This window comes from Curtobacterium sp. UNCCL20, from assembly GCF_900101675.1.
Classification (GTDB): domain Bacteria; phylum Actinomycetota; class Actinomycetes; order Actinomycetales; family Microbacteriaceae; genus Curtobacterium.
Window position 1 is genome coordinate 249,797 of sequence record NZ_FNKG01000001.1, and the last position, 23,102, is coordinate 272,898.

At 69.0% G+C, this 23,102-nt stretch carries 25 protein-coding genes; all 25 read right to left on the reverse strand.

Going from position 1 to position 23,102, the window contains the following annotated elements:
• Positions 1 to 5: 5 nt before the first annotated feature.
• Positions 6 to 596 (reverse strand): adenylate kinase, encoded by a 591-nt coding sequence (locus tag BLT36_RS01195; protein WP_092091211.1) that lies wholly within the window; start codon positions 594 to 596, stop codon positions 6 to 8.
• Entirely contained in the window at positions 593 to 1,915 is a 1,323-nt protein-coding gene (secY, locus tag BLT36_RS01200; protein ID WP_071292533.1) for a preprotein translocase subunit SecY, read from the reverse strand. The genes BLT36_RS01195 and secY overlap by 4 nt, the downstream gene beginning before the upstream one ends.
• Before the next feature lie 147 nt (positions 1,916 to 2,062).
• Positions 2,063 to 2,527: a 50S ribosomal protein L15 gene (gene rplO, locus BLT36_RS01205; protein ID WP_022906356.1), complete on the reverse strand. Its 465-nt coding sequence runs from the start codon at positions 2,525 to 2,527 to the stop codon at positions 2,063 to 2,065.
• The gene (gene rpmD / locus BLT36_RS01210) at positions 2,524 to 2,709 is read right to left on the reverse strand and encodes a 50S ribosomal protein L30 (RefSeq protein WP_022906355.1); all 186 of its coding nucleotides are present in this window, start codon (positions 2,707 to 2,709) and stop codon (positions 2,524 to 2,526) included. Before rpmD ends, rplO begins: the two co-directional genes overlap by 4 nt.
• Positions 2,709 to 3,395 carry a 30S ribosomal protein S5 gene (gene rpsE, locus BLT36_RS01215; RefSeq protein WP_092094204.1) on the reverse strand — a complete coding sequence of 229 codons (687 nt, stop codon included), beginning with the start codon at positions 3,393 to 3,395 and terminating at the stop codon, positions 2,709 to 2,711. Before rpsE ends, rpmD begins: the two co-directional genes overlap by 1 nt.
• A gap of 146 nt (positions 3,396 to 3,541) precedes the next feature.
• Positions 3,542 to 3,913 (reverse strand): 50S ribosomal protein L18, encoded by a 372-nt coding sequence (gene rplR / locus BLT36_RS01220; protein ID WP_092094206.1) that lies wholly within the window; start codon positions 3,911 to 3,913, stop codon positions 3,542 to 3,544.
• A gap of 2 nt (positions 3,914 to 3,915) precedes the next feature.
• Positions 3,916 to 4,452 (reverse strand): 50S ribosomal protein L6, encoded by a 537-nt coding sequence (gene rplF / locus BLT36_RS01225; RefSeq protein WP_092091213.1) that lies wholly within the window; start codon positions 4,450 to 4,452, stop codon positions 3,916 to 3,918.
• A 6-nt stretch (positions 4,453 to 4,458) separates the two neighbouring features.
• Positions 4,459 to 4,857 (reverse strand): 30S ribosomal protein S8, encoded by a 399-nt coding sequence (rpsH, locus tag BLT36_RS01230; RefSeq protein WP_058725384.1) that lies wholly within the window; start codon positions 4,855 to 4,857, stop codon positions 4,459 to 4,461.
• A gap of 153 nt (positions 4,858 to 5,010) precedes the next feature.
• Positions 5,011 to 5,601, reverse strand: coding sequence for a 50S ribosomal protein L5 (gene rplE / locus BLT36_RS01235; RefSeq protein WP_092091215.1), 591 nt, complete (start codon positions 5,599 to 5,601; stop codon positions 5,011 to 5,013).
• Entirely contained in the window at positions 5,601 to 5,960 is a 360-nt protein-coding gene (rplX, locus tag BLT36_RS01240; protein ID WP_092091217.1) for a 50S ribosomal protein L24, read from the reverse strand. Before rplX ends, rplE begins: the two co-directional genes overlap by 1 nt.
• 3 nt (positions 5,961 to 5,963) lie before the next feature.
• The gene (gene rplN, locus BLT36_RS01245) at positions 5,964 to 6,332 is read right to left on the reverse strand and encodes a 50S ribosomal protein L14 (RefSeq protein WP_017885523.1); all 369 of its coding nucleotides are present in this window, start codon (positions 6,330 to 6,332) and stop codon (positions 5,964 to 5,966) included.
• A gap of 31 nt (positions 6,333 to 6,363) precedes the next feature.
• Positions 6,364 to 6,648: a 30S ribosomal protein S17 gene (gene rpsQ / locus BLT36_RS01250; protein WP_092091219.1), complete on the reverse strand. Its 285-nt coding sequence runs from the start codon at positions 6,646 to 6,648 to the stop codon at positions 6,364 to 6,366.
• The gene (gene rpmC, locus BLT36_RS19090) at positions 6,648 to 6,968 is read right to left on the reverse strand and encodes a 50S ribosomal protein L29 (protein WP_022906347.1); all 321 of its coding nucleotides are present in this window, start codon (positions 6,966 to 6,968) and stop codon (positions 6,648 to 6,650) included. The genes rpsQ and rpmC overlap by 1 nt, the downstream gene beginning before the upstream one ends.
• Positions 6,968 to 7,387: a 50S ribosomal protein L16 gene (gene rplP / locus BLT36_RS01260; RefSeq protein ID WP_065960031.1), complete on the reverse strand. Its 420-nt coding sequence runs from the start codon at positions 7,385 to 7,387 to the stop codon at positions 6,968 to 6,970. The genes rpmC and rplP overlap by 1 nt, the downstream gene beginning before the upstream one ends.
• 2 nt (positions 7,388 to 7,389) lie before the next feature.
• Positions 7,390 to 8,190 carry a 30S ribosomal protein S3 gene (rpsC, locus tag BLT36_RS01265; protein WP_071292543.1) on the reverse strand — a complete coding sequence of 267 codons (801 nt, stop codon included), beginning with the start codon at positions 8,188 to 8,190 and terminating at the stop codon, positions 7,390 to 7,392.
• Positions 8,190 to 8,582, reverse strand: coding sequence for a 50S ribosomal protein L22 (gene rplV, locus BLT36_RS01270; RefSeq protein WP_022906344.1), 393 nt, complete (start codon positions 8,580 to 8,582; stop codon positions 8,190 to 8,192). The genes rpsC and rplV overlap by 1 nt, the downstream gene beginning before the upstream one ends.
• Positions 8,583 to 8,607: 25 nt before the next feature.
• Entirely contained in the window at positions 8,608 to 8,889 is a 282-nt protein-coding gene (gene rpsS, locus BLT36_RS01275) for a 30S ribosomal protein S19 (protein ID WP_022906343.1), read from the reverse strand.
• An 11-nt stretch (positions 8,890 to 8,900) separates the two neighbouring features.
• On the reverse strand, positions 8,901 to 9,740 hold the full coding sequence (gene rplB, locus BLT36_RS01280) for a 50S ribosomal protein L2 (RefSeq protein ID WP_092091221.1): 840 nt from the start codon (positions 9,738 to 9,740) through the stop codon (positions 8,901 to 8,903).
• A gap of 18 nt (positions 9,741 to 9,758) precedes the next feature.
• Positions 9,759 to 10,058, reverse strand: coding sequence for a 50S ribosomal protein L23 (gene rplW, locus BLT36_RS01285; RefSeq protein WP_022903283.1), 300 nt, complete (start codon positions 10,056 to 10,058; stop codon positions 9,759 to 9,761).
• A complete protein-coding gene (rplD, locus tag BLT36_RS01290; protein WP_092091223.1) occupies positions 10,055 to 10,714 on the reverse strand; it encodes a 50S ribosomal protein L4 in 660 nt (219 codons plus the stop codon). Before rplD ends, rplW begins: the two co-directional genes overlap by 4 nt.
• Positions 10,715 to 10,716: 2 nt before the next feature.
• Positions 10,717 to 11,370, reverse strand: a complete 654-nt coding sequence (gene rplC, locus BLT36_RS01295; RefSeq protein WP_092091225.1) for a 50S ribosomal protein L3 — start codon at positions 11,368 to 11,370, stop codon at positions 10,717 to 10,719.
• A gap of 13 nt (positions 11,371 to 11,383) precedes the next feature.
• Positions 11,384 to 11,692 carry a 30S ribosomal protein S10 gene (rpsJ, locus tag BLT36_RS01300; RefSeq protein ID WP_022903286.1) on the reverse strand — a complete coding sequence of 103 codons (309 nt, stop codon included), beginning with the start codon at positions 11,690 to 11,692 and terminating at the stop codon, positions 11,384 to 11,386.
• Between the two features lie 520 nt (positions 11,693 to 12,212).
• A complete protein-coding gene (locus BLT36_RS01305; protein ID WP_092091227.1) occupies positions 12,213 to 13,022 on the reverse strand; it encodes a DarT ssDNA thymidine ADP-ribosyltransferase family protein in 810 nt (269 codons plus the stop codon).
• An 81-nt stretch (positions 13,023 to 13,103) separates the two neighbouring features.
• A complete protein-coding gene (locus BLT36_RS01310) occupies positions 13,104 to 14,081 on the reverse strand; it encodes a DNA topoisomerase IB (protein ID WP_092091229.1) in 978 nt (325 codons plus the stop codon).
• Between the two features lie 95 nt (positions 14,082 to 14,176).
• Positions 14,177 to 22,741 (reverse strand): isopeptide-forming domain-containing fimbrial protein, encoded by an 8,565-nt coding sequence (locus BLT36_RS01315; RefSeq protein ID WP_175529435.1) that lies wholly within the window; start codon positions 22,739 to 22,741, stop codon positions 14,177 to 14,179.
• Between the last annotated feature and the right edge of the window lie 361 nt (positions 22,742 to 23,102).

A 23,102-nucleotide genomic window follows, 5' to 3' on the forward strand; every position in this document is an offset into this window, starting at 1 on the left:
CGGTCTCAGACGCTCGCGGTCAGCCCACGCGAGGACAGCGCCGCCTGGATGCGGTCGCCGACCTCGTCGATGGCGCCGAGCCCGTCGACGTCGACCACGAGGCCCCGCTCGCTGTACGCGCCCACGATCGGAGCGGTCTGCTCCGCGTAGACCTGCTGACGACGACGGATGGTCTCCTCGTTGTCGTCGCTGCGACCCTGGTCCTCAGCGCGCTTCAGGAGACGGCCGACGAGGGCGTCCTGGTCGGCCACGAGCTGGATGACCGCGTCGATCCCGGTGCCCTGCTCGGCGAGCAGCGCGTCGAGGTACTCGACCTGCCCGACCGTGCGGGGGTACCCGTCGAGGAGGAAGCCGTCCTGCGCGTCCGCCTCCTGCAGGCGAGACTTCACGAGCTCGTTCGTGAGGGAGTCCGGGACGTAGTCGCCCGCGTCCATGATCGCCTTCGCCTGCACACCGAGCGGCGTGCCCTCTGCCACGTTCTTGCGGAAGATGTCGCCCGTCGAGACGGCGGGGATCCCGAAGGACTCGGCGATGCGGCCGGCCTGGGTGCCCTTCCCGGCTCCGGGAGGTCCGACGATGATGAGACGTGCGCTCAACGGAGAAGCCCTTCGTAGTGACGTTGCTGCAGCTGCGAGTCGATCTGCTTCACGGTCTCGAGACCGACACCCACGATGATGAGGATGCTCGCGCCACCGAACGGGAAGTTCTGGTTCGCGCCGAACAGCGCCAGTGCTGCCAGCGGGATGAGCGCGATGAGACCGAGGTAGAGCGAGCCGGGCAGCGTCACCCGGGTCAGGACGTAGTCGAGGTACTCAGCCGTCGGACGGCCGGCCCGGATGCCCGGGATGAAGCCGCCGTACTTCTTCATGTTGTCGGCGACCTCTTCGGGGTTGAAGGTGATCGCGACGTAGAAGTACGTGAAGCCGACGATGAGCAGGAAGTACAGGACCATGTAGAACCAGTTGTCACCCGAGGTCAGGTTGCTCTGGATCCAGGTCACCCACGCGGCCGGCTCGGTGCCGTCGGAGGGCTGGTTGAACTGCGCGACCAGGGCCGGCAGGTACAGCAGCGACGACGCGAAGATGACGGGCACGACGCCGGCCATGTTCACCTTGATCGGGATGTACGTGTTGTTGCCGCCGTAGGTGCGTCGACCGACCATGCGCTTGGCGTACTGGACGGGGATGCGGCGCTGCGACTGCTCGACGAAGACGACGGCCATCATGATGACCAGGCCGACGAGGATCACGAAGAGGAACAGCTCGAAGGACTGCGACTGCTCGATCGCCCAGAGCGCCGACGGGAACTGCGCTGCGATGGACGTGAAGATGAGGAGCGACATGCCGTTGCCGATGCCGCGCTCGGTGACGAGCTCACCCATCCACATGATGAGGCCGGTGCCCGCGGTCAGGGTGACGACCATGAGCATGATCGCGTACCAGCTGTCGTTCGAGATGATCGACGAGCAGGAGGACGACGCGTTCGTGCCGAAGAGTGCACCCGAGCGGGCGACGGTGATCAGGGTGGTGGACTGCAGCACGCCGAGCGCGATGGTGAGGTAGCGCGTGTACTGCGTCAGCTTCGCCTGGCCGGACTGCCCCTCCTTGTAGAGGGCGTCGAAGTGCGGGATGACCACGCGCAGGAGCTGCACGATGATCGACGACGTGATGTACGGCATGATGCCGAGCGCGAAGACCGAGAGCTTCAGCAGCGCGCCGCCGGAGAACAGGTTGATCAGGTCGTAGAGACCACCCGACGACGAAGCGCTCGCGAGACAGGTCTGCACGGCGGAGTAGTCGACGAACGGTGCCGGGATGTACGACCCGAGCCGGAACAGCGCGATGATCGCGAGGGTGAAGCCGATCTTCTTGCGAAGATCTGGGGTGCGCATGATGCGCGCGACCGCTCTGAACACGAGGACTCCGAACTTCTGGGACCGGCGACCCGGACGAGGGCCGTCACCGGTGTGGTCGGCAGCGCCGACCTGACCGGCGGATGCCGGCCACTGTCAAGGAAACCGTAACGGCGGCCCGTGCGCAAACGCACGGGCCGCCGACGGGGGTTACTGGGAGACGGTGCCGCCAGCAGCCGCGATCTTCTCGGCGGCGGACGCCGAGACCTTGTCGACCGAGACCGTGAGCTTCACGCTGATGTCACCCTGACCGAGAACCTTGACCTTCTCGTTCTTGCGGACGGCGCCCTTGGCGACCAGGTCCGCGACGGTGACGTCGCCACCGTTGGGGTAGAGCTCCGCGATCTTGTCCAGGTTCACGACCTGGTACTCGACGCGGAACGGGTTCTTGAACCCGCGGAGCTTCGGGGTGCGCATGTGCAGCGGCATCTGCCCACCCTCGAAGCCGACCTTGACCTGGTAGCGAGCCTTCTGACCCTTGGTACCACGGCCGGCGGTCTTGCCCTTGGAGCCCTCACCACGACCGACGCGGGTGCGTGCCTTCTTGGCACCCTCGGCGGGGCGGAGGTGGTGCAGCTTCAGCACCTGCACGCGCTCGTTCTTCTCGTCGCTCATGCGTCGACCTCCTCGACCTTCACGAGGTGCGCGACCGTCGCGACGTACCCGCGGTTCTGGGCGTTGTCCTCACGCAGGACCGTACGGCCGATGCGCTTGAGACCCAGGCTGCGGAGCGTGTCGCGCTGGTACTGCTTCTCGCTGATAACGGACTTCGTCTGCGTGATCTTCAGCATCGCCATCACGCACCTGCCTTCTCGGACGCGGCACGCAGAGCAGCGGCCTCGGCCTGGAGCAGACGGTCCGGGACGACCCGGTCGACGGGGAGACCGCGGCGGCTTGCGACCGCACGGGGCTCCTCGAGCTGCTGCAGCGCCGTGACGGTCGCGTGCACGATGTTGATCGTGTTCGACGAACCGAGCGACTTGCTCAGGACGTCGTGGATGCCGGCGCACTCGAGCACGGCGCGGACCGGACCACCGGCGATGACACCGGTACCGGCAGCGGCCGGACGGAGGAGCACGACACCGGCAGCGGCCTCACCCTGCACGGGGTGCGGGATGGTGTTGCCGACGCGGGGGACGCGGAAGAAGTTCTTCTTCGCTTCCTCGACACCCTTCGAGATGGCGGTCGGGACCTCGCGGGCCTTGCCGTAGCCGACGCCCACGAGACCGTTGCCGTCACCGACGACGACGAGCGCGGTGAAGCTGAAGCGACGACCACCCTTGACGACCTTGGAGACACGGTTGATGGTCACGACGCGCTCGAGGAACTGGCTGTCGCCACCCCGCCCGTTGCGGTCGTTGCCACGGCCGCCACCCTGCTGACGGTCGCGTCCGCCACCACGGCGGCCACGGTTGTCGGCGGAGTCGCGGTTGTTCGATGCCGAACCCGCGGCGGTCTCGACGGGACGCTCGACGACCGGCACCTCGGGCTCCTTGGCCGCGGGGGCCTTGGCGCTCGTGGACTCGGCCTCGGTTGCCTCGGTCGACTCAGTCGCCTCGACGGGCGCCGTGGTCTCGGCGGCCTCGGTCGCTTCGACGTTGGCGTCTTCGTTGGTGTTCGCGATGTCGCTCACAGGTTCAGCCCTCCTTCACGGGCACCATCGGCGATCGCGGCGACGCGACCGGCGTACTTGCTACCACCGCGGTCGAAGACCACGGCCTCGACGCCGGCTGCCTTCGCGCGCTCGGCGAGGAGCTCGCCGACGCGACGGGCCTTGGCCGTCTTGTCGCCGTCGAACGAACGGAGGTCGGCCTCCATCGTCGACGCGCTGGCGAGGGTGTGACCCTTGGCGTCGTCGATGACCTGCACGAACACGTGACGCGACGAGCGGGTGACGGCGAGACGCGGACGCGACTCGGTGCCGGTGATCTTCTTGCGGAGACGGTTGTGACGGCGCGCCTTGGCGGCCGACTTGCTCTTGCCTCGGATTCCGATGGCCATGATCACTTACCTGACTTTCCGGCCTTGCGGCGCACGATCTCGCCCGCGTAGCGGACACCCTTGCCCTTGTAGGGCTCGGGCTTGCGCAGCTTGCGGATGTTTGCAGCGACCTCGCCGACCGACTGCTTGTCGATGCCGATGACGGTGAGCTTGTTGTTGCCCTCGACGGTGAAGCTGATGCCCGCGGGCGGCTCGACCGTGATCGGGTGGGAGTACCCGAGCGCGAACTCGACGTTGTTGCCCTTCGCCTGCACGCGGTAACCGGTGCCGACGACCTCGAGGCCCTTGGAGTAGCCCTGGGTCACGCCGACGATGTTGTTCGCGATGAGGGTGCGGGTCAGGCCGTGCAGCGCACGCGAGCTGCGCTCGTCGTCCGGACGGGTGACGAGGACCTGGTTCTCCTCGACCTTGGCCTGGATGGGCTCGGCGACGACGAGCGCGAGCTCGCCCTTCGGGCCCTTGACCGCCACGTTCTGGCCGTCGATGGAGACGGTCACGCCGGCGGGGATGTCAATGGGAAGACGTCCGATACGAGACATTGTCGATCACCACACGTAGGCGAGGACTTCCCCACCCACGCCCTTCTGCTCGGCTTCACGGTCGGTGAGCAGTCCCGAGGAGGTCGAGAGGATCGCCACGCCGAGGCCACCGAGGACCTGGGGGATCTCCGTCGACTTCGCGTACACCCGGAGACCGGGCTTCGAGACGCGCTTGATGCCGGCGATCGAACGCTCACGCTCGGGGCCGTACTTCAGGTCGATCGTGAGGGTCTGCCCGACGCGGGCGTCCTCGATCTTCCACTCGCTGATGTAACCCTCGCGCTTGAGGATCTCAGCGATGTTCTTCTTCAGCTTGGAGCTGGGAAGCGAGACGGCGTCGTGGTGCGCCGAGTTCGCGTTCCGCAATCTGGTCAGCATGTCTGCGACCGGATCGGTCATCGTCATGATGGTCGTCCATTCTTCGCCTGGTTTCGACACCCGTTCCACGAATGCCGACCTGAGCGATCGGGTGATCCCGGGGCGGTTCCCCTGGATCGGTGTGTTCGTGCGTGCGGGCCGGAGGACGTGAATCCTCCGGCCCGCACCGCCCGAAGTAGCTTAGACCGTCTGCTCGTTGGAACGGAACGGGAACCCGAGCTGGCGGAGCAGCGCGCGTCCTTCGTCGTCCGTCTTCGCGGTGGTCACGACGGTGATGTCGAAGCCACGCACGCGGTCGATGCGGTCCTGGTCGATCTCGTGGAACACGGACTGCTCCGTGAGACCGAACGTGTAGTTGCCGTTGCCGTCGAACTGCTTGTCGCTGAGGCCGCGGAAGTCGCGGATGCGGGGCAGTGCGAGGGTGACGAGCCGGTCGAGGAACTCCCACGCGCGGTCACCGCGGAGGGTGACGTGCGCGCCGATGGCCTGGCCCTCACGCAGCTTGAACTGCGCGATGGACTTGCGGGCCTTCGTGACCTGGGGCTTCTGACCCGTGATCGCCGTGAGGTCCTTGATGGCCCCCTCGATGATCTTCGAGTCGCGAGCGGCCTCGCCGACGCCGGTGTTCACGACGACCTTGACCAGGCCGGGGACCTGGTTGACGTTCGCGTAACCGAACTGCTCGGTGAGGGCAGCCTTGATCTCGTTCTTGTACTTCTGCTTGAGGCGCGGGTCGACCTTGGTCGCCGGCGCGGCAGTCGTGTCGGTCATCAGAGCTTCTCACCCGACTTCTTGGCGTAGCGGACGCGGACGGTCTTCTTGACGCCGTCCTTCTCCACCTCTTCGTTGCGGAAGCCGACGCGGGTCGGCTTCTTGGTCTTCGGGTCGACGAGGGCGACGTTCGACACGTGGATCGGAGCCTCGTGCTGCTCGATGCCGCCGGTCTTCGAGCCGCGCTGGGTCTGGCCGACGCGGACGTGCTTCGTGACGAAGTTCACGCCCTCGACGACGACGCGCTCCTTGTCACGGAGCACCTCGATGACCTTGCCCTGCTTGCCGCGGTCGCCGCCACGCTCCTGCGTAGCACCCGCGATGACCTCGACGAGGTCACCCTTCTTGATGTTCGCCATGGCTTACAGCACCTCCGGCGCGAGCGAGATGATCTTCATGAACTTCTTGTCACGGAGCTCGCGACCGACCGGACCGAAGATGCGCGTACCGCGCGGGTCGCCGTCGGCCTTGAGGATCACTGCCGCGTTCTCGTCGAACTTGATGTAGGAGCCGTCCTGACGACGGGTCTCCTTCTTGGTGCGAACGATGACCGCCTTGACGACGTCACCCTTCTTCACGTTGCCGCCGGGGATGGCGTCCTTCACCGTGGCGACGATGACGTCACCGAGACCGGCGTAGCGACGACCCGAGCCACCGAGCACGCGGATGGTCAAGATCTCCTTGGCACCCGTGTTGTCGGCGACCTTGAGGCGGGATTCCTGCTGAATCACTGCTGTCTCCTATTCCGAAGCAGGCCGAGGCCTACTTGGCCTTCTCGAGGATCTCGACCAGGCGCCAGCGCTTGGAAGCGCTGAGGGGACGGGTCTCGCTGATCACGACGAGGTCGCCGACACCAGCGGTGCCGAGCTCGTCGTGGGCCTTCACCTTGGACGTGCGACGGATGATCTTGCCGTAGAGCGCGTGCTTCACGCGGTCCTCGACCTCGACCACGATGGTCTTGTCCATCTTGTCGCTCGTGACGTAGCCACGACGCGTCTTGCGGTAGCCGCGAGTGGAGGCGGCGGAGGTCTTCTCTTCGTTCGCCATTACTTCTCCTCGGCGGTCTCGGCCTCGGCCGACTCAGCCGGCTTCTCAGCCTTCTTGGTCGTCTTCTTGGCCTTGGGGGCGGTCTCGACGGGCGCGGGGGTGGCACGGATGCCGAGCTCGCGCTCGCGGAGGACGGTGTAGATACGGGCGATGTCGCGCTTGACGGCACGGAGACGGCCGTGGCTCTCCAGCTGGCCGGTGGCCGACTGGAAGCGGAGGTTGAAGAGCTCCTCCTTGGCCTTCTTCAGCTCGTCAGCAAGACGCTCGTTCTCGAACGTGTCGAGCTCCGTCGGACGGAGCTCCTTGGAACCGATCGCCATTATGCGTCGCCCTCCTCGCGCTTGATGATGCGTGCCTTGAGGGGCAGCTTGTGGATTGCACGAGTCAGCGCCTCACGGGCGATGTCCTCGCTGACGCCGGAGAGCTCGAAGAGCACGCGACCCGGCTTGACGTTGGCGACCCACCACTCGGGCGAGCCCTTACCGGAACCCATGCGGGTCTCAGCCGGCTTCTTGGTGAGCGGACGGTCCGGGTAGATGTTGATCCACACCTTGCCGCCACGCTTGATGTGACGCGTCATGGCGATACGAGCGGACTCGATCTGACGGTTGGTCACGTAAGCGGGGGTCAGCGCCTGGATGCCGTAGTCACCGAACGACACCTTGGTGCCACCGGTGGCCTGGCCCGAACGCTTCGGGTGGTGCTGCTTACGGTGCTTGACTCGACGGGGAATAAGCATTGTTACGCCTCAACTCCTGCGCCGGCCGGCGCGTCCTGCGGGGCCTGCTGCTGGCGTCCACCGCGGTCGCCGCCACGGCGGTCGCCGCGCTCGCCACCACGGGGGCCACCACGACGCTCGGGGCGCGACGAACGCTGGTTCGCCTGCTCGCGAGCGAGCTCCTTGTTGGTGATGTCGCCCTTGTAGATCCAGACCTTCACACCGATGCGACCGAACGTGGTCCGGGCCTCGTAGAAGCCGTAGTCGATGTTCGCGCGGAGCGTGTGCAGGGGCACGCGGCCCTCGCGGTAGAACTCCGAGCGCGACATCTCGGCGCCGCCGAGACGGCCCGACACCTGGATGCGGACACCCTTGGCGCCGGCGCGCTGTGCACCCTGCAGGCCCTTGCGCATGGCGCGACGGAACGCGACACGAGCCGAGAGCTGCTCGGCGATGCCCTGCGCGACGAGCTGGGCCTCGGTCTCGGGGTTCTTGACCTCGAGGATGTTCAGCTGGATCTGCTTCTTGGTGAGCTTCTCGAGCTCGCCACGGACACGCTCCGCCTCGGCGCCACGGCGACCGATGACGATGCCCGGACGCGCGGTGTGGATGTCTACGCGGACGCGGTCACGGGTGCGCTCGAGCTCGATGCGTGCGACGCCGGCGCGGTCGAGGGTCTTCTTCAGGTACTCGCGCACCTTGATGTCCTCGGCCACGTAGTCGGCGTAGCGCTGACCCGGCTTCGTGCTGTCGGTGAACCAGTGCGAGACGTGGTCCGTCGTGATCCCGAGACGGAAGCCGTACGGGTTGACCTTCTGGCCCATTACTTGCTCGCCTTCTTGCTCGTCGCCGCAGCCTCGACCTCATCCGGCGTCGCGAGGACGACCGTGATGTGGGAGGTGCGCTTGTTGATGCGGAAGGCGCGGCCCTGGGCACGCGGCTGGAACCGCTTCAGGGTCGTGCCCTCGTCGACGAAGACGCGGCTCACGTAGAGGTCGCGCTCATCGAGGAAGCTGTTCGTCGAGTCAGCCTTCACCCGGGCGTTCGCGATCGCCGAGGCGACCAGCTTGTACACGGGCTCCGAAGCGCCCTGGGGGGCGAACTTCAGGATGGCGAGCGCCTCGTGGGCCTGCTTGCCGCGGATCAGCTCGATGACGCGACGGGCCTTCTGAGGCGTGACGCGGATGTGTCGCACGCGTGCGATCGACTCCACCATTTCGTTCCTCCTCTGCGTCGCCGCCTTAGCGGCGACGGCCCTTCTTGTCGTCCTTCACGTGACCACGGAAGGTGCGGGTCGGCGCGAACTCGCCGAGCTTGTGACCGACCATCGACTCGGTGACGAACACCGGGATGTGCTTGCGGCCGTCGTGCACGGCGATCGTGTGCCCGAGCATGTTCGGGATGATCATCGAGCGACGCGACCAGGTACGGATCACGTTCTTGGTGTTGGCCTCGTTCTGCGTGACGACCTTGCGGAGCAGGTGCTCGTCGACGAAGGGGCCCTTCTTCAGACTGCGTGGCATCTTCTGAACTCCTACTTGCGCTTCTTGCCGGCGTTACGGCGACGGACGATGAGCTTGTCGCTCGGCTTGTTCGGCTTGCGCGTGCGACCCTCGGCCTGACCCCACGGGCTGACCGGGTGACGGCCACCGGAGGTCTTGCCCTCGCCACCACCGTGCGGGTGGTCGACCGGGTTCATCGCGACACCACGGACGGTCGGGCGGACGCCCTTCCAGCGCATGCGGCCGGCCTTGCCCCAGTTGATGTTCGACTGCTCGGCGTTGCCGACCTCGCCGATCGTGGCGCGGCAGCGGGCATCGACGTTGCGGACCTCGCCCGACGGCAGACGGAGCTGCGCGTAGGGGCCGTCCTTGGCGACGAGACGCACCGAGGCGCCGGCCGAACGCGCGAGCTTGGCGCCGCCACCGGGGCGGAGCTCGATCGCGTGCACGACGGTACCGACGGGGATGTTGCGGAGCGGCAGGTTGTTGCCCGGCTTGATGTCCGCGCCGGCGCCCTGCTCGATGACGTCGCCCTGCTTGAGCTTGTTCGGCGCGATGATGTAGCGCTTCGTGCCGTCCACGTAGTGCAGGAGCGCGATGCGCGCAGTGCGGTTCGGGTCGTACTCGATGTGCGCGACCTTGGCGTCCACGCCGTCCTTGTCGTGACGACGGAAGTCGATCACGCGGTACTGGCGCTTGTGGCCACCACCGATGTGACGGGTGGTGATGCGGCCCGAGCTGTTGCGGCCACCGGTCTTCGGCAGCGGACGAAGCAGCGACTTCTCCGGCGTCGAACGGGTGATCTCAGCGAAGTCGGCGACCGACGAGCCGCGACGACCGGGGGTCGTCGGCTTGTAGTTACGAATAGCCATGATTTATCCCTCTGGTCCTCAGCCGACAGCCGTGAAGATGTCGATCGAACCGGACTTGAGCGTCACGATGGCGCGCTTGGTGTCCTTGCGCTTGCCCATGCCGAAACGCGTGCGACGGGTCTTGCCCGGGCGGTTCAGCGTGTTGATGCTGGCGACCTTGACGTCGAAGATCTTCTCGATCGCGAGCTTGATCTCGGTCTTGTTCGAACGGGGGTCCACGATGAACGTGTACTTGCCCTGGTCGATCAGGCCGTAGCTCTTCTCCGAGACGACCGGCGAGATGATGATGTCGCGCGGGTCCTTGTTGAAGCCGCTCATGCGGAGATCTCCTTCGCGGTCTTCGACGCGATGAAGGCGTCGAGTGCGCTCTTGCTGAAGACGAGTGCGTCGGCACGGAGCACGTCGTAGGCGTTGAGCTGGCCGTACGAGAGCGCGTGGACGTTCGGCAGGTTGCGGATCGACTTGAGCGTGAGCTCGTCGTCCGACTCGAGCACGACGAGCACGTTCTTGACGGGCGCGACCTTCTCGAGGAGCGTGCGCGCGGTCTTGGTCGACGGCACCTCAGCGGCGACGAAGCCCTCGACAGCGGCGATGCGGCCACCGCGGGCGCGGTCCGAGAGCGAGCCGAGCAGAGCCGCGGCGATCATCTTCTTCGGGGTGCGCTGCGAGTAGTCGCGCGGGGTCGGTCCGTGGACGACGCCACCGCCGGTGTGCTCCGGAGCGCGGACCGAACCCTGACGGGAGCGGCCGGTGCCCTTCTGCTTGAACGGCTTGCGACCGGCACCGCGGACTTCGCCGCGGTTCTTGGTCTTGTGGGTGCCCTGACGCGCGGCTGCGAGCTGCGCGGTGACGACCTGGTGGATCAGCGGGACGTTGGTCTCGACGTCGAAGAGCTCAGCGGGGAGCTCGACGGTGCCGGACTTGACACCCGATGCGTCGAGGACGTCGATCGTGGTTGCGGTCGTGGTGGCCATGATCACTTACCCTTCACGGCGGTGCGGACGAAGACGGAGCGACCGCGAGCACCGGGGACGGCGCCCTTGACGAGCAGCAGACCCTTCTCGGCGTCGACGGCGTGCACCGTGAGGTTGAGGACGGTCACGCGCTCGCCACCCATGCGACCAGCCATCCGCATGCCCTTGAAGACACGCGACGGGGTCGAGGAAGCACCGATCGAGCCGGGCTTGCGGTGGTTGCGGTGCGAACCGTGCGAAGCGGAGACGCCGGCGAAGCCGTGGCGCTTCATGACACCAGCGAAGCCCTTGCCCTTCGACGTGCCGACGACGTCGACCTTCTGGCCCGCCTCGAACGTGTCGACGGTGAGCTCCTGGCCGAGCGAGTACTCAGCGGTGTCGTTGGTGCGGATCTCCGTGAGGGTGCGGCGCGGGGTGACCCCGGCGGCCTCGAAGTGACCAGCGGCAGGCTTGTTGACCTTGCGCGGGTCGATGGCGCCGGCGGCGATCTGGATCGCCTCGTAGCCGTCGCGCTCGACGTTGCGGATCTGGGTGACCACGTTCGGGCCGACCTCGATCACGGTGACGGGGATGAACTTGTTGTTCTCGTCCCACACCTGGGTCATCCCGAGCTTCTTGCCGAGGAGGCCCTTGACGGACTTGGTTGAATTCGCCATCAGTCCAGCCCCCTTACAGCTTGATCTCGATGTTGACGTCTGCCGGGAGGTCGAGTCGCATGAGCGAGTCGACGGCCTTCGGCGTCGGGTCGACGATGTCGATGACCCGCTTGTGCGTGCGCTTCTCGAAGTGCTCGCGCGAGTCCTTGTACTTGTGAGGAGAACGGATCACGGTGACCACGTTCTTCTCGGTGGGGAGCGGCACCGGGCCGACCACGGTCGCACCGGCACGGGTCACCGTGTCGACGATCTTCCGGGCCGACGTGTCGATGACCTCGTGGTCGTACGACTTGAGCCGGATGCGGATCTTCTGTCCCGCCATGTGTCTCTTTGTCCTCTCTGCGCCGCGCACCCTCGGGCCGCCTGACGCCGCCGCCACCGTGCATTCCTGCACGGCTTGGCTGTTTTCCTGAACCAACCGGCCGCATCCGCTGTGGGATGACCGCTGTTCTCCTGTCAACCGCGCGGGGCGACCGGGGCCGTCCAGCGTGGGCATGTCGTCACCCCCGCGTCCGGACACAGCTGTGGCCGGGCGCATTCGAGGGAGTCGATCTCGTTCTGCTGCCTGCGGCCCAACCCAGCCCTGCTGAACAGAGGGGTTGTGCACTGCCAGAGCAGTGATCCTGCGCACGCGAACGCACGCGGAATTCGGAACCGGACAAGTCTCGCATAGGCGCGCCATCCGTGCAACCCGGGCGTGTCGCGATTTCGCGGCGTGTCGGGATCGCCGCACTTCCCCGGATCCACGGGGATCGGCGGGCCTGGCGGCACGGGCCGGCCCCGACACGCAGCATGCCCTCCGGAGACGGTCCGGAGGGCATGTCGTCGTGTGTGCGGAGGTCCTACTCGGCCACCACCGGCGGCACGAACCACGGCGGGAAGACGGCGACCCGGGGAGCGTGTCCACCGTGGTCCTGCAGCACCGCCTTGACGGTCTGACGGACGCGGTCGTTCGGCACGCCGATCACCGCGACGGCGGAGAACGGCACGCTCGGCCCCGCGAGGAGCTCGAGGCCGAGCATCTCCGGGTCGGTGAAGTCGGTGCGCCGGATGAGGTTCGTCGCGGCCTCACGACCGACGGCGAAACGGACGTCCGCTGCTTCGGCGTCCTGGTCGGCGACGATCACGGATTCACCGAAGGCCGACACCGGCACCACGAGCATGATGTACTCCGTCGCCCGCGTCCGGCGTGCGGCGTCGGACCAGCGCTCGCCCTCGGCGCCGCTGCGGAGCTCGTCCCAGCGGGTGGCGTCCGGCGAGAGCGTGAACGGCACGTGCGCGGCGACCGGGGACCCGTCGGGCGCGGTGGCCTCGGCACGGGCGGCGCGGGCGGCGGCGGACGCCACGTCGACGACCGGGGTGACGGCGTCGGAGGCGAGGATCGCGCCGGACCCGACGATGTCGTCGAGGTTGTCCACGTGGGTCACGTGGTGGGCTCGGAGCGACGCGAAGTCGCGCGCCTCGGGCAGGTCGGGCACCGGGGACCGCAACGAGGACGCGGGAGCGGCGGCCTGGCCGGGGACGGTCCGGAGCGAGGTGGTGATCCGGGTGCGGCGGGGGGTCGGCGTCGGGATCTCCGACGCGTCACGCTGGCGCGGGGCGCAGATGTCGCAGAGTTCGGTGGGGAATCCGTGGATGCACTCGTCAGTCACGACTGGTGGGGGTCCTTCCGTGCCCGTGTGGGGATGGTCGGGCACGAGGTCCAACGGTACGTCATCCCGGCCCCCTCGTGGTCACTGTCGGTAGAGCAGGGCCCGGACCTCGGACTCCGCGGCGTGCAGGCGGCTCTGGTCGATCGTCTCACCGTGGTCGTAGGCGTCGAGCAACCGCGGGTCGATGTAGCTCTGCCGGCACACCGTCGGGGTGTTGCCGAGGACCTCGCTCGCCGCCTTCACCGCGTGCGAGACGGCCTTCTTGCGCTTCGCCTGCGACGACTGCGGACCCGTCGTCGCCAGGTCGACCGCTGCTGCGACCGTACCGTGCAGCGTGCGGAAGTCCTTGGCGGTGAACTCGTCACCGGCCCGCTCCTTCACGTAGGCGTTGATGTCCTCGGCGGTGAGCGGTTCCCACTCGGCTCCGCGGCGCTCCCGGAACGAGAGCAGTCGCGCGTTCGGTCCGCGCCGCTTCATGCCGACGATGACGGGTGCGAGGTCGGGGTCGTGGATCGACGACGACCACTCCTGGCCGCTCTTGCCCGGGAAGTCCAGCTCGATGTCGTCCCCCGACACGTGGGCGTGCGCACAGAGCAGCGTCGACAGGCCGCGGCTGCCGTGCTCGGAGGCGTACCGTTCCGACCCGACCCGCAACGATCCCTGGTCGAGCATCCGGAACGCCGCCGCCAGCGCGCGCTGTCGGTCCGGCTCCGGGCGCCGCAGGTCCTGCGTCACCATCCGCCGTGCCGCCGGAAGGGACTCGGCGAGGGCCAGGGCACGGTCGTACTTGATGCGGTCCATCCGCTGCCGCCACGACGGGTGGTACATGTACTGCCGACGTCCGGCGCCGTCGATGCCGGTCGCGATGATGTGGCCGTTCTCGTACGGCGAGATCCAGACGTCGTCCCACGCCGGCGGGATCACGAAGTCCTCCAGGCGCTGCCGCACCTCGGGGTCGGTGACCGTCTGGCCGTCGGGGTCGCGGTACGTGAAGCCGCGGCCGCTGCGGACGCGGTGGTACCCGCGACCGTTGGTCGCGGAACGGCGGAGGCGTGTCACGTCCCCGATGCAACTCGCGACCGCCTGTGACGGGACCCGGCAACGGACTGGAGGCCCGTGGCGGGTCCGCCACGGGCCTCCAGTCCGTCAGCCGGTCACGCCAGGCGGCGTCGACGCGCGACCAGCAGGACCCCGCCCACGGTCATCGCGAGGAGCGCGAGGAGCGCGCCGATCCCGAGTCCGGCCGCGCCGGTGAAGGCGAGTTCGCCCGCGGGCTTCGGTGCGTCGCGCACCGGGGCCGGGTCGCTGGCGCGCATCGGGTCCGTCGGGCTGGCGGAGCCGGCGATCGGCACCACCTGCGTCGTCGGTGATTCGACCGTGGCGACGTTCGTGATGCGGTCAGGGGCGTCGGTCGCGACCTTCGCCGTGACCTGGAACGCGACCTGGCCGTCGACCGCGAGCGGACCCGTGAGGGTGCAGGTGACGGTCTGCCCGGTGGTGCAGGTCGCGGCTTTCGCGTCGTTCACGCTCACCAGGGTGAGGCCGGCCGGCAGACGGTCGGTGACCACCACGGGGCCCGGGTCCTCGGTGAGACCGTCGTTGCGGACCGTGATCGTGTAGCCCACCGTCTTCCCGCGCACCAGCTTCCCGGTGTGCGTCTTCGTGATCGACAGGCTCGAGGCGGGGTCCACGGCGAGCGCGTCGGCGTCGGCGTTGTCGACGACCGTCGTCTCGGTCGTGGTCGTCGCGACGGTCGCGGTCGGCTGCACGCCCGGGTACGCGGCGGCCGTCGGCGTCTGGTGCACCGTGATGACCGGGGCGAGCGACCCCGCCGGCAGCGTCCCCGCCAGGGCGAACGACACCGTGGTCGAGCCGTCTGCGTTCCGTTCCACACCGGTGACCGTCCACGCGGGGTCGACCTCGGTCGACACGTACGTCAGGCCCTTCGGCAGCGTGTACGTCGCCGTGACGCCGGCGGCGTCGGACAGTCCGGCGTTCCGCACCTGGATCGTCTCCGGCAAGTCACTGCCGATGACGGCTGTGCCCTGGTGGCCGATCGTGATCGCGACGTTCGCCACCTCGTCGACGTCGAGCGGGCTCGTCACCGGCTGGTCGTTCGTGCCGACGGGCGGATTGGTGCCCTGCCCGGTGATGACCGCGCGGTTCTCGATCGTCCCGGCCGTGTAGCCAGAGGCGACCTTCGTGGTGATCCACAGACCGGGGGCGTCCGTCCCGGCGACGATCGTCGTCGGGAGCGAGCACGTGACGAGGGTCGGGTCGGTGGCGCCGTCGCAGGTCCACACGGCGCCGTCGCTCGAGGCGCCCGTGAACGTCAGGCCCGCGGGCAGCTGGTCGGTGACGACCGTGGTGGGCTGCTCGTCGGACGGTCCCTCGTTGCGGACCTGGAGGAGCCAGACCTGCTCAGCACCCGCGGTGACCCGCTTGGCGGCCGTCGTCGAGCCGACCTTCACCACCGGGGTCTTCGTCAGTGTGAGTGCCGCGTGGGTCGTCACCGTGACGTCGTCACCGGAGGTGTCGTTCGACGGGTCGGTGTCCGGCGTCGCGCTCGCGACCGCCACGGTGTTGCGGAGCGTGCCGGCCGGGGTGCCCGACGCGATGGAGGCGGTCACGTGGAACACCGCGACCGCACCGGACGGGAACGTGCCGGTCGACCAGGTGGAGACGTCGTCGCCGTGCTTCCACGCGGTGTCGTCCGTCGCGACCTCCGTCACCGTCATGCCCGTGGGCGGGGTGTCCGTCCAGGTCGCGTCCCGCGCATCCGAGGGACCGTCGTTCGTCACGGTGACGTCGTAGGTGACGTCCGTGCCGGCATCGGCGCTCGGGGTGCTGGTGCGCTGCTTCGTGATCGACAGGTCGGCGTGGGCGGTGACGTCGACCGTCGCGTCGTCGTGCGCCACGGGACCGGACGCCGTGATCGGCGAGGCCGTCGCGGTGTTCACGATCGACGAACCGCGGAAGGACGCCGGCACGTGCACGGTCAGCACGATCGTGTCCGAGTCGGTCGCGCCCGCGGCGATGCCAGCGGCACTCGAGAGCGTCAGGACGCCGTCCTCGTTCGACTCGAGCGTCCAGTGCTGCTCGGTCTCCGGGGAGAGTCCTCGGAACTCCACGCCGGCGGGCAGGGTGTCCTGCACCCGGACGCTCGGCGTGGCGTCGTCGCCGGCGGGCAGGTCGGACGGTCCCGTCGGGTTCGCCACCGTGATCGTGTACGTGACGTCCTTCCCCGCGTCGACCGTCTCGACGTCCGCGGTCTTCGTCACGGACAGTCCGGCGGTCTGCGAGGCGTCGCTGCGGGCCTGGTCCTGCTGGGTCGCGGCGTTGTCCGCGGTCACCACGGCGGTGTTCACCAGGGTGCCGGTGATGGACGACGGGGTCGTCACCGTGATGGTGAACGTCGTGCTCTTCCCGGCGGCGAGCGTGCCGTCGAGCACACAGGTGACGTCGGTGCCGTCGGCCGCGGGGGCCGTGCACGTCCAGGGGCCGACGGTCTGGGTGATGGTGTCGGTCCCCTTGTCGACGGGGGCCTCCGACCGGAGGCGCGTGCCCGACTCGAGCGTGTCCGTCACCCGGACCGAGCGGGCGTCGGCCGTCCCGGTGTTCGTCACCGTGACGGTCCAGTCCGCCGGGTCACCGGCGACCAGCGCCGCGGACCGGAAGGCCTTGTCGATGGTCAGCGACGTCCTGTCGTCCACCGCGGTGGTCGCCTTCGAGTCGTCGTTCGACGACGTGGGATCGGTCGTCTTCGCGGAGTCGACCGACACGGCAGCGGTGTTCACGATCGACTGTGCTGCGGTGACGTCCGCGTGCACGGTCCCGGTGACGGTGATCGCACCGGCGGTTGTGCCGTTCGCGAGGCCGTCGCGGGTGCACGTCACGGTGTTGTCGTCCGTGTCGCAGGTCCACGCGGTGTCGGTCGAGGTGGCGCTGACGAGCGTCACGGTGTCGGGCAGCGTGTCCGTGACGGTCACCGTGCCGCGTGCGTCCGAGACACTCTGCACGGCCGCGTCGTCGCGGTTCTGCACGGACAGGTTCCACGAGATCGTCCGTCCGGCCTGGGCCTGCTCGGACGGGCCGGTCTTGGTGATCGCGAGGTCGGCGATCGCGACCGGTGTGAGGTCCGCGGAGTCGCTGTCGTTCCCGGCCTTCGGGTCGAAGGTCTGGCCCGTGCCCTGGTGGATCGTCGCGGTGTTGCGGATCGCCGCGAGCGGGGCGTTCGCCGGCAGGGTCAGCGCGACGTCGAGCTCGGGGAACGAGACGCCCTTCGCGACGGTGGCACCGTTGACACAGCTCCACGTGCCGTCGGTCGGCGTGCAGGTCCAACCGGTGCCCGTGAAGGCCAGCGTGGCCCCGGTGGGCAGACCCGTCGGCGCGTCGACCACGGTGGTGCCGTGGGCGTCGTCGTCGCCCGTGTTGGTCACCGTGATGGTCCAGGCCTTCGCGGTGGTCGCACCGGCGACGACCTTCGCGGTCGTGGCCGTCTTCGTCAGGGCGAGGTCGGCCGCGGCGATCCGCGCCGTGGCCGTCGCGTCGGCACGCCCACCGGGGTAGGAGACGAACGAGCCGTCGCCGCCGTCGTACCCGGTGCCGCCGGAGGCGTCCGTGACGGTCGCCGTGACGTGGTTGGTGTGCGCGATGCCCGTGCCGGCGCCGGGCGTCGTGGCTGCGTCGGCGGTCGGGGTCGCCCGGTAGTGCAGGGTCATCGTGGCGTTCGCCCCGAGCTGGCCGAGGCCCGACCAGGTGATGGTGCTGCCGGCCGTCGTGGGGTCGGCCACCGAGACTGCGGCTCCGCCGTCACGGACGAGCGTGGCGCTGCCGGAGACGAACTGCCAGTTCGGGGGCAGGACGTCCTTCACGGCGACGTTCGTCGCGGCGCTGCCGGTGTTGGTGAACCTCACGGAGAAGTCCGACGCGACGCCGACGTAGGACAGTCCGCCGAGGGTGTCGTTCGACTTCGCGACGGCGACGTCGGGGAAGGCCGGGGTGACGGTCGCGGTGGCCGTGACGGCGTCGTAGCTCGCGCCGCCCGTCGGCAGGCTGCGGTAGTCACCGGTCGAGGCGGTGTTCGTGAGCGGCCCGCCGGTCAGCGAGACGTCGTCCGCGAGCACCGCGGAGTAGGTGTGCTGCACGGTGGCGCCCGCGCCGCCGACGGTGGTCGACGGCCAGGTGATCACGCCGCCGCCGCACTTCGCAGCCCCGTCTGCCGCCGCGGTGAGGATCCCGCCGTCGGAGATCGACGTGCCGTCGACGACGATGCCCGCGGGCACGCAGTCGGTCACGACGGCGCCGTACGCCGGCGACGCGCCCCTGGCGTTCGTCACCGTGACGGTGTACCGCACGGACTGGCCGGGCTCGACGTCGAGGTCGTTGCTCGTGGTCCCGAGCACCGTCGCGGTCTTGCCGATCGACAGTGACGGTGCCACGACCGAGGCGTTCGCCTGGTTCGAGGTCGCCGAGCCGTCGGTCGGGGTCGTCCCCTTCGCGGTCTTGTTCCACGCGAAGGTCGCGGTGTTCGACAGGGCCGTGCCCGCCGTGGCGCTGGTGGACACGCGGACCGGGATCGACACGACCACGACCACCGCCTGCGGTCGGCCCGTCGCGATGTCGCTGACGGACACGGTCACGGCGCGCGTCGACGCATCCACGGTGCCCGTCGCGGTGACCGTGCTGTCGGACGTGGTCGCGGTCAGGGTGCCGTCGACGGTCAGACCGGCGGGCAACGAGTCCGTGAGCCGGGCGTCGAAGACCGCCACGTTCGCGGGGATCGTCGCCGTCACCTGGTAGGTCGCCGCGTCACCAGGGCGCACAGGGAGCGCCGTGCCGTTCGCCGGGTTCGTCGTGGCCGGAGCGCCGGCGGAACCGTCGGCGTTCGACCAGGTCGGCGCGGTGAGCTGCTTCGACACGGACGGGGACGCCACCGTGATGGTGTCGTCGGCGCTGGCGGTCTGGACGAAGGTCGCGCCGGCCGTCGCGTAGTCGGTGTCGAGGCTCGAGCCGACGACCTTCGCGGTGTTCGCGTAGCTCGTGCCCGCAGGGGCCTCGTCGGCGAGGGTGCCGGTCACCGTGATGGTGGTCGAGGCACCGGGAGCCAGCGTGCCGACGTCCCACGCGTGCAGGGTGCGGTCGGTGCCGCACGTGCCGAGCGCATCGCGTTGCGCCGGGGTCGGGGTCACCTCCGTTCGCGACGAGCCCGTGAACTGCAGCGACGACGGGAAGCAATCTGCGACGAGGACGCTGCGCGCATCGGTCGTGGTCGACTTGTTGGCCGCGGTGAGCGTCCACGTCACGACGTCCTGGCCGGAGACGACGGCGCCGTTCCGGTCATCGGTCTTCGTGATCACCACGTTCGGTGCGGTCACCGCCACCTTGACCTGCGACGTCGGCGCGACCGTCGTCCCGGTCACCGGGTCGGTGCTGCGGAAGGTCGCGGTGTTCGTCACCGTCGACGGAGCGAACGTCGTGCCGTCGGGCTTCGGGTACGCGCCGGTGCCGGCGGAGACCGCGAGCCCGGCGACCGTGACGGTGAAGGTCACGTCAGCCGTGGTGGTGTTGTCGAACACGCTCGGGAAGACGAGCGCGCCGCCCCCGTCGGTGTTGGTCGTGGCACCGCCGGTGAACGTGAAGTCCTGGCCGCCGTAGGTGACGGTCGTGTCACCGTCGGTCATGCCGCGCGTCGCCGCGTTCGCGGTCCCGGGCAGGCCCAGCGTCCACGTGGTGGCGCTCGTGGTCTTCAGCCCGGTGACCTTCGCCAGTGGGTCCACCAGCGACGCGGATCCGACGCTCGTGCCGGCCTTCACCGTCACGGAGTAGGTGTACTCGAGCGGCTGCCCCGGCACGGCGTCCAGGCCGGACCGGTTCGTCGCACCGCCGTCGGTACCGCCGGTCTTGGTGACGACGACGGGTGTGATCGTCACCGGGCGCTGCGCGTCCGCGGTGACGGCGACGAGCTGCGAGCCGGTCGCTCCGGACACGTGGGTGCTCGTCCCGGCGACGGGGGTCGGGACCCAGGTCTGTGCGGCGCCGGTGTCCGCCGTCGTGTCGAACCGCACGACGGACGCTGAGTTGTCGTACCTGGTGCCGGCGAACGACTGCGCCGGGACCTGCATCGTGTACAGGAGGTCCTTGCTCGCACCCGACGCGATCGGGCCGACGCCGGCCCACACGATGAACGAGCGGCCCGAGAACGTCGAGGACGCTCCGGTCGGCGGGGTGTTCGTGCACGTGCCGCCGCTCGCGGAGACGTCGACGGCTGCGCAGACGATCCCTGCGGGCAGCGCGTCCCACACCGAGACGTTGCTGATCGGGTACGCGCCACCGGTGCCGGACGGGTTCGTGACGCTGACCTTGTACTGCAGGACCTGGCCCTCGGTCGTGTTCGTCGGGTTCACGTTCGCGCTGAGGCTGCCGATGTCCTTGCCGGTCTGCACGATGCTCTTCGTCAGGCTGGCAGACGCCGGCCCGGCGACCCTGTAGTTCGCCGACGATCGGAGGCTCGTCACCGAACCGGCCGTGTTCTGCTGCGCGAACTTCATCAGGTTCGCGGTGATCGCCGGCACCGTGGTACTCGAACCGGACTTGGTGATCCGGGCAGCGACGTAGAGCACGACGGTCGCGCCCGCGGTGTCCCCGTCGACGTACGTGGCGCCGGCAGCCGAGGAGCCGACCGAGAACGACGCCATCGAGGTGCTCGAGCCCGTCATCTTCACCTGGGCAGCCGGGACCGTGCTCTCGGCACCGTACGACCAGTCGGTTCCCTCGACCCACTGCGCGGCTGAGGCGGTGGTCCCTGTCGGGAGCATGTCGGTCACCGTCGCGTTGCGGCTCTGCACGCCGGCGGGGAACGCGACCTGCAGGCGGAAGCACACGACGTCGCCGATCGTGAACGGGTCGGTGGGCGTGGTCGACGAGTAGGGGCCGGTCGCCGCAGCACAGTCCGCGGCGCTGGTCACGGGCGACGTCGTGCTGCGCGGGAGCACCGACTTCGTGATCTGCGGGTCGGTCGACGTGATGGTCGCCTTCGAGTCGTCGACGACCTTCTGCGTCCCGGTGTCACCGTGCACGCCGGTGGAGGTCCCGGCGATTGCGACCTTGTTCGTGAAGTCGTCACCCGCGGCCGTCGGCCCGGCACTGCCCGTCACGGAGTAGCTCTGACGCATGAGCGCCTTGTACGTCACGGTCGCCGCCGCGTTCGTCGCCTGGTCCGCGGTGTGGAACCGGACCGTGAAGGTGCCGTCAGCTGCCGCGTACGCGACCGAGTCGATCTGCGCACCCGTCATCTGCTGGTCGAGCCGCGCGTCCTTCGTGGGGTCGCAGTCGGCGGGGATCGCGCCGCTCGTCGGCGTCCCGGCGGGGAAGGCCGGGCAGAGGCCGTCCGGGAGGGTGTCCGTCAGGGCGATCCCGGCGGACGACTCGTACTCGCTCGTCCGGATGAGCAGGGAGTAGGCCGCGAGCTTGTTCGCCGCGAAGGTGGTCGGTGCGACGCTCTTCGCCACCGCGAGGTCCATCGCCTCGACCGTCAGCTGCGCGTTGGCCTTCTGCGCGGTCGATGCTCCGCCGCCGACCAAGCCCGTGTACGTGCCCTGTGCGTCGACGAGGTTGGTCTGACCGCGGCCGTTCGAGGCCGCGTCGGCGGTGTCCTGACGCGTCGACGGTCCGTTGTTGTTGTCGAGGTCAGCTGCCTGCTGCAGGGACGCCGCTGCGGGGACGGTGCTGCTGGTCGACGGCTGGCCGGGCTGCCCGGCGAAGGACATCGTGTTCTCCCGCAGCGGCACAGCGGCGAGGTACTCGATGGTGACGCTGGCACCCTTCGCCAGGTTCCCGAGGTTCCACACCACCTTCGTGAACACCGACGAGCCCTGGCCTGCGACGGTGTTCACCGTGTCGATGCTCTGCGGCGTCGCGCACGCTGCGGCGTCCCACGATCCCGTCGCCTTCGACGGCGTCGTCGCCGTGAGCGAGGGCGCACCCGGGTACTCCGCGCCCGAGGTGGTGTTGTCGATCGAGCCGCACTGCAGGAACTCGAGGCCGGCCGGGAGCAGATCGGTGACCACGACACCGTTGGTCGGTGCCTGCGCGGTGTTCTTCACCGTGAGCGTGTACACGGTGGGGTGGTCGTGCACACCACGGACCAGCTCGTTCTCGGGGCTCTGCTCAGCCTTCGCGATGCTCAAGGCAGAGACCGTCGTCGTGTTCGACTGCCCGGACGCGGCGCTGATGGTCGTCCCCGCGGTCGGGGTGCCGGTGGCTCCGAACGCCGGCAACGTCCGTGCGTCCGTGCTCGCCGCGACCTGCGCGGTGCCTGCGAACGCCGTGCCCACGGGGAACGCGGCGTCCGTTGACTGCACGCTGAAGGCGATCGACTTCTGGTCCCCGGCGACCAGGTCTGAGACGTTCGACCAGACGAGGAGTGTTCCCCCACCCTGGGCCGTCGGCACCGTCGTGATCGTCGGTTCGCCCGTCTGCTTCCCTGCAGACGCCGCGACGTAGGAGACGCCGACCGGCAGCCGGTAGGAGTAGCCGAGGTTGTAGACGCCGGTACCGCTGCCCGCCGCCGTGGTGTTCTTCGCCGTGATCGTCACACCAGCGGGTGCACCGTTGAGCACCGAGTCGTCTGCCTTGACGGACACGGACACCAGCGACGTCGCCGCGCTCGTCGGGGAGACCACCGCGAACACGGAGAGCAACGCTGCGAGCAGACTCACCACCACGGTCATCGCCAGGGCGCGCGGACGGGCAGGGAACAGGGCAGGACGCATCGGGTGTGCTCTCGGGTCGTCGTCGGGCGACGCCGAGCGCAACACAGCACGACGTCACCGTCGGGCAGGGTCCCTCGGTGCGTACTGCGGCGGTGTTCGGGTCACCACGGGAGGTTGGTTCAACCTCGCGACTCCACGGTATCCACCCGCACGAGCGCACCGCTGCACCCAGTGCGGGGTACACGGCTGACCCCCTTTGCGTGGACGTCCGCCGAGTGGGCCACACGCTGACGGAGCGCTCCCGGAACGCGAGCGCACCCGCCCGGCGAGAGGCCGGACGGGTGCGCCTGCGGTGACGTCTGCGGTG